Annotated in this window: 15 protein-coding genes and 1 pseudogene; 13 read left to right on the plus strand and 3 right to left on the minus strand. The window is 69.8% G+C overall.

Annotated elements, in window-relative coordinates:
* The 6 genes and pseudogenes from FV233_RS11435 to tsf form a co-directional block, all read left to right on the plus strand.
* A pseudogene (locus FV233_RS11435) lies at window positions 1-112 on the plus strand (IS630 family transposase); the annotation flags it as partial.
* A 210-nt stretch (window positions 113-322) separates the two neighbouring features.
* On the plus strand, window positions 323-1,228 hold the full coding sequence (locus tag FV233_RS11440; RefSeq protein WP_147897558.1) for a class I SAM-dependent methyltransferase: 906 nt from the start codon (window positions 323-325) through the stop codon (window positions 1,226-1,228).
* Window positions 1,225-1,965, plus strand: coding sequence for a pseudouridine synthase (locus FV233_RS11445; protein WP_147855127.1), 741 nt, complete (start codon window positions 1,225-1,227; stop codon window positions 1,963-1,965). Before FV233_RS11440 ends, FV233_RS11445 begins: the two co-directional genes overlap by 4 nt.
* Window positions 1,966-1,993: 28 nt before the next feature.
* Window positions 1,994-2,185, plus strand: a complete 192-nt coding sequence (locus FV233_RS30240) for a hypothetical protein (RefSeq protein WP_187278091.1) — start codon at window positions 1,994-1,996, stop codon at window positions 2,183-2,185.
* 283 nt (window positions 2,186-2,468) lie between these two features.
* On the plus strand, window positions 2,469-3,536 hold the full coding sequence (locus tag FV233_RS11455; RefSeq protein WP_147855129.1) for a 30S ribosomal protein S2: 1,068 nt from the start codon (window positions 2,469-2,471) through the stop codon (window positions 3,534-3,536).
* Between the two features lie 118 nt (window positions 3,537-3,654).
* Complete coding sequence (gene tsf / locus FV233_RS11460) at window positions 3,655-4,581, plus strand: translation elongation factor Ts (RefSeq protein WP_147855130.1); 927 nt, start codon at window positions 3,655-3,657, stop codon at window positions 4,579-4,581.
* A 218-nt stretch (window positions 4,582-4,799) separates the two neighbouring features.
* Here tsf and FV233_RS11465 read toward each other — a convergent pair whose 3' ends face one another.
* The gene (locus FV233_RS11465; RefSeq protein WP_147897560.1) at window positions 4,800-5,198 is read right to left on the minus strand and encodes a nuclear transport factor 2 family protein; all 399 of its coding nucleotides are present in this window, start codon (window positions 5,196-5,198) and stop codon (window positions 4,800-4,802) included.
* 192 nt (window positions 5,199-5,390) lie between these two features.
* Between FV233_RS11465 and FV233_RS30245 the strand changes: the two genes are divergently transcribed.
* Window positions 5,391-5,537 (plus strand): hypothetical protein, encoded by a 147-nt coding sequence (locus FV233_RS30245; protein ID WP_187277736.1) that lies wholly within the window; start codon window positions 5,391-5,393, stop codon window positions 5,535-5,537.
* 27 nt (window positions 5,538-5,564) lie between these two features.
* Here the strand turns inward: FV233_RS30245 and FV233_RS11470 are convergent, their stop codons facing one another.
* Window positions 5,565-6,380, minus strand: coding sequence for a metallophosphoesterase (locus FV233_RS11470; RefSeq protein WP_147897561.1), 816 nt, complete (start codon window positions 6,378-6,380; stop codon window positions 5,565-5,567).
* The gene (locus tag FV233_RS11475; RefSeq protein ID WP_147855133.1) at window positions 6,377-7,279 is read right to left on the minus strand and encodes a diacylglycerol kinase family protein; all 903 of its coding nucleotides are present in this window, start codon (window positions 7,277-7,279) and stop codon (window positions 6,377-6,379) included. Before FV233_RS11475 ends, FV233_RS11470 begins: the two co-directional genes overlap by 4 nt.
* Before the next feature lie 188 nt (window positions 7,280-7,467).
* Between FV233_RS11475 and pyrH the strand changes: the two genes are divergently transcribed.
* The 6 genes from pyrH to FV233_RS11505 all read left to right on the plus strand — a co-directional run bounded on the left by pyrH (window position 7,468) and on the right by FV233_RS11505 (window position 12,802).
* Window positions 7,468-8,190, plus strand: a complete 723-nt coding sequence (gene pyrH / locus FV233_RS11480) for a UMP kinase (protein ID WP_147855134.1) — start codon at window positions 7,468-7,470, stop codon at window positions 8,188-8,190.
* Window positions 8,191-8,295: 105 nt separating this feature from the next.
* Window positions 8,296-8,859, plus strand: a complete 564-nt coding sequence (frr, locus tag FV233_RS11485; RefSeq protein WP_147855135.1) for a ribosome recycling factor — start codon at window positions 8,296-8,298, stop codon at window positions 8,857-8,859.
* Window positions 8,860-8,878: 19 nt separating this feature from the next.
* Window positions 8,879-9,736: a phosphatidate cytidylyltransferase gene (locus FV233_RS11490; RefSeq protein WP_147897562.1), complete on the plus strand. Its 858-nt coding sequence runs from the start codon at window positions 8,879-8,881 to the stop codon at window positions 9,734-9,736.
* Between the two features lie 19 nt (window positions 9,737-9,755).
* Entirely contained in the window at window positions 9,756-10,934 is a 1,179-nt protein-coding gene (dxr, locus tag FV233_RS11495; protein WP_147897563.1) for a 1-deoxy-D-xylulose-5-phosphate reductoisomerase, read from the plus strand.
* A gap of 128 nt (window positions 10,935-11,062) precedes the next feature.
* Window positions 11,063-11,380, plus strand: a complete 318-nt coding sequence (locus tag FV233_RS11500) for a hypothetical protein (protein WP_238262964.1) — start codon at window positions 11,063-11,065, stop codon at window positions 11,378-11,380.
* A gap of 39 nt (window positions 11,381-11,419) precedes the next feature.
* Window positions 11,420-12,802, plus strand: coding sequence for a PepSY domain-containing protein (locus FV233_RS11505; protein WP_147897564.1), 1,383 nt, complete (start codon window positions 11,420-11,422; stop codon window positions 12,800-12,802).
* Window positions 12,803-12,815: the final 13 nt, after the last annotated feature.

Here is a 12,815-nt window from a genome sequence, read left to right on the forward strand (position 1 = left end):
GCCCGACCTCTGGGCTGCTATCCGCGAGGCCTTCACCCGCTTCACCCCAGACGAATGCCGCAACTGCATCACCGCCGCCGGATACGAGGACGACTTGGCCGTCGCTACATAAGTGGGAACAGCTCTAGGCACACGCACGGGTTGCTGGAAGTAAGCTCGGTCGGGATCGGGCGGCGAGGTGCGCGGATCCGGAGGCTGGGCTTCCGGGCCCATTCCGGTGTAACAGGCGACGTTCCCCCCGGATGATCCGAGTCGGGCGCGGGTTTCCCGCTCCGCCGTGGATTCGCGTTCCGATGCCAGCTCTCCAGATCCCGAATCATTCATGCGCCACGCCGTCTACGGCCTGCCGCCGATCGACCTCGCCGAGGTCCCCGGTGACGCCGTCCAGTTGTCCCCCCTGATCCCCGACTCTGCCCGGCTCGAAGATCTGGCCGAGGGCAGCCTCGACGCCGCCACCGTGCTGGCGCCCCCCGGCACGATCGAGCGGCGCTACGTTCTCGCTCATACGTTGCGGGCCCTCGTGCCCGGCGGCCGGATGATGGCGCTCGCCCCGAAGGACCGCGGCGGCGCCCGGCTGGCGAAGGAGCTGGCTGCCTTCGAATGCCCCGCGGCCGACGAGCCGCGCCGCCACCACCGGATCTGCACGCTGGTTCGGCCGCCGGAACCGGCCGGGCTCGCCGCCGCGATCGACGAGGGCGGCCCCCGCCACGTCGACAACCTGGCCTTGTGCACGCAGCCGGGCATCTTCTCCTGGGATCGGCTCGATCCCGGTACCGCGCTCCTCTTGGCCAACCTTCCGGCGATGAAGGGGCGGGGCGCCGATCTCGGCTGCGGCCTCGGGATTCTGTCCCGGGTGATCCTGAACTCGCCCGCCGTCACGGCGCTGACTCTGGTCGAAGTCGATCGCCGCGCCGTCGAGATGGCGCATCGCAACGTCGCAGACCCGCGCGCCACGATCGTCTGGGCCGACATCCGGGCGGCCGGGACGGTCCCGGGGAGCCTCGACTTCGTCGTCATGAACCCGCCGTTCCACGACGGCGGCACCGAGGACCAGGCGCTCGGCCGTACCTTCATCGCCCGGGCCGCCGAGGCGCTGCGGAAGGGTGGCACGCTGTGGCTCGTGGCCAACGCGCATCTCCCGTACGAGACCGCCCTGGGGGCGGCCTTCCGCGATGTCGCGGTCAGGGTGCAGGCCGGAGGCTACCGGGTCTACGAGGCGCGCCGATGAAGGCGACGAAGTCCGTCCGACTCGACAAGCTGCTCGCTAACCTCGGCTATGGATCGCGCCGAGAGATCCAGAATCTGGCGCGGGGCGGCGCGATCCTGCTGGACGGCGCGGAGGTGGCGGATGCCGGCGACCGGATCGCCCTCGATCCCGACCTCCCGCAGCGGCTGACCATCGACCGGGCACCGGTCGATCCGCTGCCGGGGCTGTGCTTGATGCTGCATAAACCGCTGGGCGTGACCTGCTCGCACAAGGAGGCCGGTCCGCTGGTCTACGGGCTGCTGCCGGAGCGCTGGCGCCGGCGCGATCCGCCGCTCTCCACGGTGGGCCGTCTCGACAAGGAGACCTCGGGGCTGCTGCTGCTCACCGACGACGGCGCGCTGCTGCACAAGATCATCGCCCCGAAGGCGAACGTGGCGAAGCGCTACCGAGTCGCCCTGGACCGGCCGCTCGACGGCACCGAGGCGGCGACCTTCGCGTCCGGCACGCTGATGCTGGAGGGCGAGGACCGGCCGTTGCTGCCGGTGCAGCTGGAGGTGGAAGATCCGACTCATTGTGCGGTCACGCTGACCGAGGGCCGCTACCACCAGGTCCGCCGGATGTTCGCGGCGGTCGGCAACCATGTCGTGGCACTGCATCGGGACCGAATCGGGGGGCTCGACCTGCCGACCGACCTCCCCGCCGGGGGGTACCGCGTGATGAACGAGACCGACGTCGCGGCGGTGTTTACTGGCCCTTGAAGCACCCTGCCGACTGGATACCGGATTAGTGGCGCGATCCAGCGGGCGCGACCACGGCACCGAGAATCGTCAGGGTTTGAAGACCGATCAATCCGGCTACCCGGCGCACGATCTCGGCACCGGTCTCCGCCAATTCGGCACGCAGATCCGCCCTCGCGACGAGATCGCCCTGGAGCACCTCAGCCATGGCATCGGCCAAACCTTCAGCCCGCTCGGGTGAAAGCTTGGCCTTGTCCCGGATTGTCCGGGCGAACTTCAGCGTATCGAATGCTACGGCAGCCAACGGGGCATTACCAAAGCCTAGTGCGACAGGTTGCAAATGCCTTGAGCCGCCCCTTGCGCGTCACCCGAATCCTTGCATCGGGCGCCGGCCTCTGCTAAGCGCCCGCCCATCCCACACGCGGAGCCGGCCTCATGCCTGAATGAGGCGTCTTCCGGTGGCCGCCCGAATTCTTGGGCGGCTGCATCCCTCCGCGGCGGATCCAACCGGAGAGTACAAAGATATGGCCGTCGATTTCTCTATGCGTCAGCTGCTCGAGGCGGGCGCCCATTTCGGTCACCAGTCGCACCGCTGGAACCCGAAGATGCAGCCGTACATCTTCGGCACCCGCAACAACATCCACATCATCGATCTGGCCCAGACCGTGCCGGCGCTGCACACGGCGCTGCAGGCGGTGAGCGACACGGTCGCCAAGGGCGGTCGCGTGCTGTTCGTCGGCACCAAGCGCCAGGCCGCCGACACGATCGCGGACGCCGCCAAGCGCTCGGCCCAGTACTACGTGAACTCCCGCTGGCTGGGCGGCATGCTCACCAACTGGAAGACCATTTCGGGCTCGATCTCGCGCCTGCGCAAGGTCACCGAGACGCTGGAGACCGGCGGCCCGGGCCTGACCAAGAAGGAGCGCCTGATGCTGTCCCGTGAGAAGGACAAGCTCGAGAAGGCGCTGGGCGGCATCAAGGACATGGGCGGCGTGCCGGACCTGCTGTTCGTGATCGACACCAACAAGGAGCAGCTGGCGATCAAGGAGGCGAACCGCCTCGGGATCCCGGTGGCCGCGATCGTCGACACCAACTGCAACCCGGACGGCATCACCCACATCGTCCCGGCCAACGACGACGCCGGCCGCGCCATCGCCCTCTACTGCGACCTGATCGCAAAGGCTGCCATCGACGGCATCTCGCGGGCCCAAGGCTCGTCGGGCATCGATCTGGGCGCCTCCGAGGAGCCGCAGGCCGAGGAGCTGCCGGCTAACGACGCCGCCGCCGTCACGGTCGAGTCCGACGCGCTCGATCCGGCCGACGTGGCGATGCTCGCCGAGACCACCGAGCATTTCGAGCTGCTCGCCGCTCCGCGCGGCGCGCCGGACGACCTGACCAAGCTTCACGGCGCCGGTCCGCAGATCGTCCAGAAGCTCAACGATGCCGGCATCTACCATTACTGGCAGATCGCCGCGATGACGCCCGAGGAGGTCGCCAAGGTCGATTCCGACCTGAAGCTCAACGGTCGCATCGACCGCGACTCGTGGGTCTCGCAGGCTCGCGGCTTCGTCGAGGCCGCCGCCGCGGTGTAAGCCTTCCGGACCTCGCGGCGCCCCGGTGATCGGGGTGTCGCGGATCCAACCTTATCGGGCCCGGCCGCTCACCCGCGTGCCGGGCCTCTCTCATCCAGACCATACGAAAGGGACCGCCATGGCCAACATCACCGCCGCGATGGTGAAGGAGCTCCGGGAGAAGACCGGCGCGGGCATGATGGACTGCAAGGGTGCGCTCAACGAGACGCAGGGCGACATCGAGGCGGCCATCGACTGGCTGCGCAAGAAGGGCCTCGCCAAGGCCGCCAAGAAGGCCGGCCGCGTCGCCGCCGAGGGCCTTGTGGCCGTGGAGTCCGCCGGCCATCACGCCGCGATCGTCGAGGTGAATTCCGAGACCGACTTCGTCGCCCGCAACGACGCCTTCCAGGCTTTCGCCCGCGAGGCCGCCAAGATCGCCCTCAACACGGACGGCACGCTTGAGGGTCTCCAGGCCGCCCATTTCCCGGGCGCCACCGAGACCGTCTCAGAGAAGCTGCAGAGCCTGATCGCCACGATCGGCGAGAACATGAACCTGCGCCGGGTCGCCAAGCTTGAGGTGAAGAAGGGCGTCATCGCCTCCTACGTCCACAGCCAGGTCGCCGACGGCCTCGGCAAGATCGGCGTGCTGGTGGCGCTCGAGTCCGAGGGTGACGTCGAGGCCCTGTCGGCGCTCGGCCGCCAGATCGCCATGCACGTCGCCGCCACCAACCCGGTGGCGCTCGACGCCTCGGGCGTCGACGCCGCGACCCTGGAGCGCGAGTCCAACATTCTGCGCGAGAAGAACGCCGGCAAGCCGGATCACGTGCTCGCCAAGATCGTCGAGAGCGGCCTGAAGAGCTACTACAAGGAGGTCACCCTCCTGGAGCAGCCCTTCGTGCACGACGGCTCGAAGACGGTCAGCCAGGTGCTCAAGGAAGCCGCTGGCAAGGTCGGCGGCGCCGTCGCCTTGACCGGCTTCGTCCGCTACGCCCTGGGCGAGGGCATTGAGAAGGAAGACGGCCCGGACTTCGCCACCGAGGTCGCTCAGCAGGCCGGCCGCGCCTGATCCTTTTCGGACCTCCGGGTTCAGAAATCCAAGACCCCGTCCGGTGAGAGCCGGGCGGGGTTTTTTATGGACGGGGGCTACGATCTGAACGTCAGCCGCTTGGCCCTTCGCGGGCGGCGGCCGCCTCGACCCGTCCCCTCAACGCCTATCGACCACGGCCCACGAATGGGCGATCATCGCGGCATCTGGTGCACGGTGCCGACGTTCAGCCCGTGCCTCTATGGTGTCTGTGGGTCCAGCATGACCCAAAGGCGCTTGATCCGACCCTCGACGACTTCTGCGATGTCTGAGCCGGTGACAGTGACCGGGCCATCCTGTGGGCCGGCATGCCAGTGCAGAACGCCGAACCCGTGATGCCCGGTGGCAGCGCCATCGGGCACGAAGCGGAAGTTTGGCCCGAACTGCTCGAGGAGCTTGCCGGCGACGGCGGAAATTGCGGCGCGCCCCCTGACGACGTCCGCCGGCTCGTACATGACCGGATCGTCAACGAAGAGCTCATCCAACGCGTGCTCACGCTTGGCGCTGTCGCGTTCGTTGAACACCCGTTCGAGGTTCGCCCGAAGGAGGCGGTCGTAGTCCGGTTCATCTGGCGTCGAGGCAGTCGTTCCGTCCGGCACGGCGCATCCTTTCGCGGTGGCGATCCGGGTTGCGAGCCTATCTTCGGATACGGCGGGTTAGAAGGTCCGGACGGCGCCTTCCGAAGAACTGAAGTGCTTGCTTCGCCCGGGAACGGACGGGCGGATCTCCACCCGTCGCGGAGCATCGAGATGCCGCGCGGGTCGCGGTGGGATCGTCATCCCCGACGCCCCGTGCTGCAGCGCACACGCAGTTCGATACGGCCGCGCTACATGCCATCCATGGCTTTGAAAACCTTTTCCTACCTGATGATCGGCGTGTTCGCGTCCGGTCTGGTCATGACGCTTCTGGGCTCCGTCGGGCTGTTCGCCGGTAGCTGACACGCGACGCCGGCGTGACCGCTTCAGTCATGCCGGCGCTGCATCGACCCAGGCGCGCCCGTCCCACAACCGGACCCGGACGGTGGCGCAGCCCTCCGCGACGATGATGCGATTATAGGAATTCGGCTCGTTGCCGCGCAGCCGCGTCGAGGTCGCCGAGCCGGCCTGAACGGTCAGCAGACGCCTGGGGCGTGATCGGACCAGGGCCCGGCCGAGCATCTCGGGGATAGATCCCTCTGCTTCCGCGTAGCGCGCGTAATGCCGATGCAGGTGCCCGGCGAGCGTCAGCCCCACACCGTACCGGCGGAATACCGCCAGGGCTCGATCCGCGTGCCCGACTCGACGCGCTTCCACGTCCCAGGGCGGCGGCAGGAACGGGTGGTGGCCGACCACGATCTTGAACAAGCGGTCGGGCATCGCCGCGAGACGGACCTCCGCTCGAGCAAGCTGACGGCGGCGGATCACGCCATGCGACCAATCCGGCTCCGGCGCCCAGCGCCGCACGGTGTTGAGGCAGACGATCCCGATCTCGGCGTCCTCGAAACACGGCTCGGTCTCGACCGCGATGGCGTGCCGATAGCGCGTGAAGGGTGACACGAAGCGCTGGACCAGCCGGAACGGCGAGATGTCGTGGTTGCCCGGCACCCCGATCCAGGGCGGTGCCAGACGACCGAGGAAGGCCCGGGCCTGCGCGAATTCCGATGGGCGCGCGGCCATGGTGAAGTCGCCCGACGCCACGATCAGGTCCGGGGCATCGGCGTTCAATTCGTGGACCAGGGCCTCCACCACGGCCGGGTCGGTCCGGCCGAAATGCAGGTCGGATATGTGGCTGATCCGTCTCACCGGTGTTCGACCGTCTGAGGGACGATCACGGTCAGCGCCTGTCGGTGGATTCGGTAGCGCAGCGGCGTGGGGATCAGCATCACCTCGCCGTCGTGCATGACCCGCAGCGCCCGGCTCTCCGATGCGATGGTGAGGTTGGCGGCCGGCAGCCGTTCCACGTCCGGCAGCCGCCGCCAGTCGCCCAATGCGAAGCCGAGGGCGAGGCGGAGGGTCCGCGACAGGGAAAGCTGCGCCAGGACGTAGAGGGTGAGCTGCCCGGCATCCACTGGCGCCCGCACCAGCACGTGGCCGGGCCGCTCGACATAGTCGCCGATCACCACCGCCAGCAGCCGGAACCGCCAGGTCCGCGCCACGCCGTCGATCGTGCCGGTCACGGTCACCCGCGGATAGCGGCCCAGATGGCGCAGAACCCCCAGGATCCAGCGCAGCAGGCTGCGGAGACCGAGGTGCCGGCGGTGCAACTCCCGGTGCCGTGTGACCCGTGCCGGCAGGCCGAGCGCCGAGTTGATCAGGAACGTGCGGCCATTGACCTCACCGACGTCGATCCGCCGCCGGGTGCCCGAGACGAGGGCTGCCACCGCGGCATCGATATCGAGCGGCACGCCGAGGTCCCGGGCCAGGAGATTCAGCGTGCCGAGCGGCAGGATGCCGAGCGGTGTCGTCTTTCCGACGAGGGCGGCGGCCGCGCACGCGATGGTGCCGTCGCCGCCGGCGACAACCAGGGCATCGATATCGGGCTCCGACGCGGCGGCGGCGATCCGCAACGACAGGGGCGCCCCGCGGTCGGCCTCCCCCAGGGGCTCGATCCCGGCCGCCACGAGCTTCTCCCGGATCGCCTCCGGCGTCGTGCCGGACGCCACCGCCCCGGAGGCGCCGTTGATGACGAGTGCGATGCGCATGGAATCCCGGGCGTCCATTCCGATGGCGGGCCCCGCTCCTCTGCCAAAGCTGCACGTCGATCGCGTGTCGGTGGGAAATCGTCCCCGTGATCCCCGCCGGGATCGGCGTCCGCCCCTCGACGCCGATCCCGCGGCTGACGTAGAAGCCTCGCGGGTTCGCGCGATGCGGTGGGGAGCCGGAGATCGAGATGCCGGAAGCGACGCCGTTTCGCCGTATCCTCCTCAAGCTGTCGGGCGAGGCCCTGGCCGCCCCGGACGGCTACTGGCTCCATCCGCCGACGCTGGCGGCGCTCGCCGAGGACATCGCCCGCACCATCGAGTCCGGGGCGGAGATCGCCATCGTGGTCGGTGGCGGCAACATGATCCGCGGCGCCCGCATCTCGGCGGCCGGCTGGATCGACCGAGCGACCGGTGATTCCCTGGGCATGATGGCCACGGTGATGAACTCGCTGGCGATCGAGACCGCGCTCAACGCCGCGGGCGTGCCGGCCCGGACCATGTCGGCGGTGTCGATGCCCACGATCTGCGAGACCTATGCCCGCCAGCCGGCCCTGCACCACCTCGACAAGGGCCAGGTGGTGGTTCTGGCCGGCGGAACCGGCAACCCGTTCTTCACCACCGACACCGCCGCGGTTTTGCGCGCCGCCGAGCTGCGCTGCGACGCCGTGCTCAAGGCGACGCAGGTGGACGGCGTCTACTCGGCCGACCCGAAGAAGGACCCGAGCGCCACCCGCTACGACCGCCTGACCCATGACGAGGCGATCGCCCGCGACCTCAAGGTGATGGACACCGCGGCCTTCGCGCTCGCCCGCGAGAGCCGGCTGTCGATCGTGGTCGGCTCGTTGCATCCGCCGAGCTCGATCGCCGGGATCCTGTCCGGCGAGGCGCCCTCGACCCTTGTGGCGCCCTGACCCGACAGCCCTAGAGGTTTGCGGCACCGGGAAAATTCCGCCATTGAGGCCGCGACTGCCCGTACCGGGCGAGAAGACGACGTCAGATCTGTCGGGACCACGACCATGGCCACACCGGAATTCGACCTCAACGACATCAAGCGCCGCATGCAGGGCGCGGTCGCGTCGCTCTCCAAGGATCTCGGATCCCTGCGGACCGGACGGGCCACGCCCTCGCTGCTCGATCCGATCCAGGTCGATGCCTACGGCTCGTCGATGCCGATGGCGCAGGTCGCAACCGTGAGCGTTCCGGAGCCGCGGCTCCTGTCGATCTCGGTCTGGGACCGTAGCATGGTCACCGCTGTCGAGAAGGCGATCCGCGAATCCGATCTGGGCCTCAACCCGCAGACCGAGGGCCAGACCATCCGGCTGCGCATCCCCGAGATGAACGAGCAGCGCCGCAAGGAGATGGTCAAGGTCGCCCACAAGTACACCGAGGAGGCACGCGTCGCCGTGCGCCACGTCCGCCGGGATGGGCTCGACCACCTCAAGAAGCTCCTGAAAGACAGCGCCATCTCGGAGGACGACGAGAAGCGCCAGGCCGCCGACGTGCAGAAGGCGACCGACCAGTACATCGCCGAGATCGACGGCGTGCTGGCCTCGAAGGAGAAGGAGATCATGCACGTCTGAGGCGAAGGCCGAGACGCGCGTGACCCCCACCGCAACCCCGGTCGCCCGCCCCTCCGGGCGGCGCGAACTCTGGCTGCGCGTCGCCTCGGGCGTGGTGCTCGCACCCGCGATCCTGGCGGCCCTCGTCTATGGCGGTTGGCCCTTCGCGGGGATCTGGCTCGCCGCCGGCATCATTGGCTTCGCCGAGTGGATGGTGATGAGCCGGACCGAACCGCGTGAGGTGCTGATCGCGCTCGGCGCGGCGACGCTCGCCGCCCTGTTGCTGTGTCAGCGCGGCGGCGCGCCCGCCCTCGCCTGCATCGCCGTCCTGCTCCTCGGGGCCGCGGCTTGCGCCACAGTGGCGCGCACCGGATCCGGCCGTCTGCGGGCGCTCGCCGGCGTGCTCGCGGCGGCAGCGATCGCCTCGGTGCCGGTCGCCCTGCGCGACGATCCCGGAATCGGCCTCATCGGCCCCGCGTGGATGTTCGCCGTAGTCTGGTCCACCGACATCGCCGCCTACTTCGCCGGCCGCAAGATCGGCGGCCCAAAGCTCATGCCCCGGGTCTCGCCGAACAAGACCTGGTCGGGCGCCATCGGCGGCCTGATCGGCGCTGTCGCCGCCGGATCGCTGGCTGCGATCGCCGCCGACCTTGCCGGGTTTGACCTGCCGAGCGCCGCATCCCTGCCGGTGGTCGCCGGGGTGAGCGCCCTGGCCTCCGTGCTGAGCCAGGCCGGCGACCTCGTCGAATCCGGCCTGAAGCGCCGCTACGGGGTGAAGGATTCGAGTAAGATCATCCCGGGCCATGGCGGCGTCATGGACCGGCTCGACGGATTTTTCGCGGTGGCCGTGCTGGCCGGGCTCTATCTCGCCCTGCGCGGAAGCGGTCTCATACCGTGACGATGAGGGAGTTTCACCCGTGACCCAGATCGTCACCGTCTTCGGCGCCACCGGCTCGATCGGCCGCTCCACCGCCGACCTGCTCGCCCAGCACCCGGACCGGTTCCGCACCGGCGCCGTCGTCGGCGGCCGCGACGCGGTCGCGCTGGCCAAGGTCGCGCGCGAACTCGGCGCTACCTTCGCGGCGCTCGCCGATGAGAAAGCCGGCCCGGCGCTTGCCGAGGCGCTCTCGGGCAGCGGCATCGCCAACGGGGCCGGCGAGAGCGCCGTGATGGAGGCCGCCGCCCGCGACGCCGACATCGTGGTTGCCGCGGTGAGCGGCGCCGCCGGCCTGAAATCCACCCACGCCGCGCTCCGGCTCGGCCGCAAGGTCGCGCTCGCCAACAAGGAGAGCCTCGTCTGTGCCGGCGACGCCTTCATGCGCGACGCCGCGCGCTACGGCGCCACGATCCTGCCGATGGATTCCGAGCACGACGCCCTGAGCCAGGCGCTCGCCGGCCGGCCGCTGGCGGATGTCCGCACCATGATGATCACGGCGTCCGGCGGCCCGTTCCGGACCTGGACCCGGGAGCGGATCGCCGCCGCCTCCGCCACCGAGGCCGCGGCCCATCCGACCTGGTCGATGGGCATGAAGATCAACATCGATTCGGCCAGCCTGATGAACAAGGGCCTGGAGCTGATCGAGGCGCACCACCTGTTCGGCATCGAGCCCGAGCGCCTGGACGTGGTCGTGCACCCGCAATCGGTGATCCACGGCCTCGTCTACTGGCTCGACGGCGCCGTGACCGCGGAGCTGGCACTCCCCGACATGCGTGTGCCGATCTCGCATTGCCTCGGGCTCGGCGACCGCCTGACCATCGCCCGGGGCCGGCCCCTGGATCTCGTGAAGCTCGGCGCGCTGACGTTCGAGGCGGCCGACGAGGAGCGCTTCCCGTGCCTGCGCATCGCCCGGGCGGCGCTGGCCGCTGGCGGTGCGGCGCCCACCGTGATGAACGCGGCCAACGAGGTGGCGGTGGCGGCCTTCATCGCGGGCCGGATCGGGTTCTACGGGATCAGCGACATCGTCGAGCGAGCCTGCGAACACTTCGCCGGCCCGTACCGTTCGGCACCCGCCGACGTGGACGAGGCGCTGGCTATCGACGCCCATGTCCGGGTCTGGAGCGCCGAGGCGCTGCCGGAGTTGCGCGCGGCCGGCTGAACGAGCGTCGGGGAGGAACCTGCTGCCGGGCTTCGGCTTCCCGTTGACGGGGGGCGGCGGGGACGCCTAACAACGGCGCCATGCGCCGGTGCCTGCCCCAGACGGTTCAAGGCCGCGCGATCATCGGGATGGTCGCGCTCTACGCGCTGTTGCTTCAGGCTTTCCTCGGCTTTGCGACGCCGGCCCGCGCGGTCGGGCTGCCCGGTGCGGTCCTGTGCGCAGAGCACGGATCCGGGGCGCCGGACGACGGGACTGTCGCGCACCACGCCCATCCGTGTTGCACGCTCGTGCAGGCCGGAAGCGTCGCGCTGCCCGTGTCCGAGCCGGTGGTGGTCGCGTGGCCGTTCGCTCCGGCTTCGCGCCTCGCCTGGCGGCCGGAAGCCGAGCTCCCGAAGACGGGCCCGCCGCGCACCGCCACCTCTGCCCGAGGTCCGCCCGCCGCTTGACGATCCCGCTTCCCGATCGTTCAGGCCCGGACCGTTCCCATGTCGATTATTCTGCACGGCGATGCCCCAGTGTTCGGGGCCGTCGCCGCTCTGCGCGCGTCCCGCGAGGCCGTCTATCGTGCCGTGTGGCGCTGGCACTTCTACGCCGGCCTGCTGTGCCTGCCGTTCCTGATCACCCTGTCGGCCACCGGGGCGCTCTACCTGTTCAAGGACGAGATCAACGGCAGCCTGTTCGCCTACCGGACCCGCGTGCCCGTCCAGGCGACGGCGCCGCTCGGGCCGGACCGCCTGATCTTCAATGCCCTGCAGGCCGAACCTGACGGGGTGCTGGTCTCCTATGCGGACCCAGCCTCGCCCGACGCATCCGCGGTGGTCACGCTGTCGGAGGGGGGACGCAAGCGCCTCGTCTACCTCGATCCCTACACCGGCTCCGTGCTCGACAGTGTGGACCGCGACGGCGAGTTCATGATGGTCGTGCGCCAGTTGCACAGCCTCAGCTACTTCGGCGCTTTCGCCAATGCGGCGGTCGAGCTGGTGGCGGGCTTCGCCATCATCCTGGTCGTCACCGGCCTGTACCTGTGGTGGCCGCGCGGCCAGGCCGGTGGCGTCGTCAGCCTGCGCGGTACGCCGCGCCGCCGGGTCTGGTGGCGCGACCTGCACGCGGTGACCGGGCTCGTGGCCGGCGGCGGCCTGCTGTTCCTGGCGATCACTGGATTACCCTGGTCGATCTGGTGGGGGCAGCAGCTCCGGACCTGGTCGAACGCCGCAGGCCTTGGCCAGCCGGCGATCCTGTGGGCCGGCAAACCGGTCTCGAGAGTGCCGCTGCGCGCGCGGCTGCCGGATGCAGGCTGGACCTTGCAGGATGCGCCGGTGCCGCGCTCGCTGCCGGCTGGTAGGACGGCGGAACCGATCGGGATCGACCAGGCGGCGGACATCCTCACTCGGCTTGGGATGCCACGGGGCTACGAGCTCGCGCTCCCGGTCGGGATCGACGGCGTGTATGCGGCCGCCGTCTACCCGCACGACGTCGCGCAGCAGCGGATGATCTCCCTCGATCAGTACACCGGCGACCCTCTGGTCGACGTACATTTCGAAGATTTGGGCCCGGTCGGGCGCGCGATCCAGTACGGGATCGGCATCCATAAGGGAGAGCATTGGGGCCGGATCAACCAGTTCGCCATGCTGGCGTTCTGCCTCGCCACGATCCTGCTCGCCGCCACCGCCGCCACGATGTGGTGGAAGCGGCGCCCGGCTGGCGGACTCGGCGCGCCGCCCTGGCCGCGGGACCGGCGGGTGGTCGCCACCGTCGCCCTGGTGATCGCCGGCCTCGGCGTGCTGTTTCCCCTGACCGGCCTCGCGATCCTCGGCATGCTCACGATCGATTGCGCCGTCCAACTGGCTCATAAGCGCCGGACCGCCTGACCCAGACCGGCGG

The sequence above is a fragment of the Methylobacterium sp. WL7 genome (assembly GCF_008040085.1).
Taxonomy (GTDB): domain Bacteria; phylum Pseudomonadota; class Alphaproteobacteria; order Rhizobiales; family Beijerinckiaceae; genus Methylobacterium; species Methylobacterium mesophilicum.

Coding starts and splice junctions, on each gene's coding strand:
- FV233_RS11440 (WP_147897558.1), top strand. CDS start 323: ATGCGCCACGCCGTCTACGGCCTGCCGCCGATCGACCTCGCCGAGGTC.
- FV233_RS11455 (WP_147855129.1), top strand. CDS start 2,469: ATGGCCGTCGATTTCTCTATGCGTCAGCTGCTCGAGGCGGGCGCCCAT.
- tsf (WP_147855130.1), top strand. CDS start 3,655: ATGGCCAACATCACCGCCGCGATGGTGAAGGAGCTCCGGGAGAAGACC.
- FV233_RS11505 (WP_147897564.1), top strand. CDS start 11,420: ATGTCGATTATTCTGCACGGCGATGCCCCAGTGTTCGGGGCCGTCGCC.
- FV233_RS11500 (WP_238262964.1), top strand. CDS start 11,063: ATGGTCGCGCTCTACGCGCTGTTGCTTCAGGCTTTCCTCGGCTTTGCG.
- frr (WP_147855135.1), top strand. CDS start 8,296: ATGGCCACACCGGAATTCGACCTCAACGACATCAAGCGCCGCATGCAG.
- FV233_RS11445 (WP_147855127.1), top strand. CDS start 1,225: ATGAAGGCGACGAAGTCCGTCCGACTCGACAAGCTGCTCGCTAACCTC.
- FV233_RS11475 (WP_147855133.1), bottom strand. CDS start 7,279: ATGCGCATCGCACTCGTCATCAACGGCGCCTCCGGGGCGGTGGCGTCC.
- pyrH (WP_147855134.1), top strand. CDS start 7,468: ATGCCGGAAGCGACGCCGTTTCGCCGTATCCTCCTCAAGCTGTCGGGC.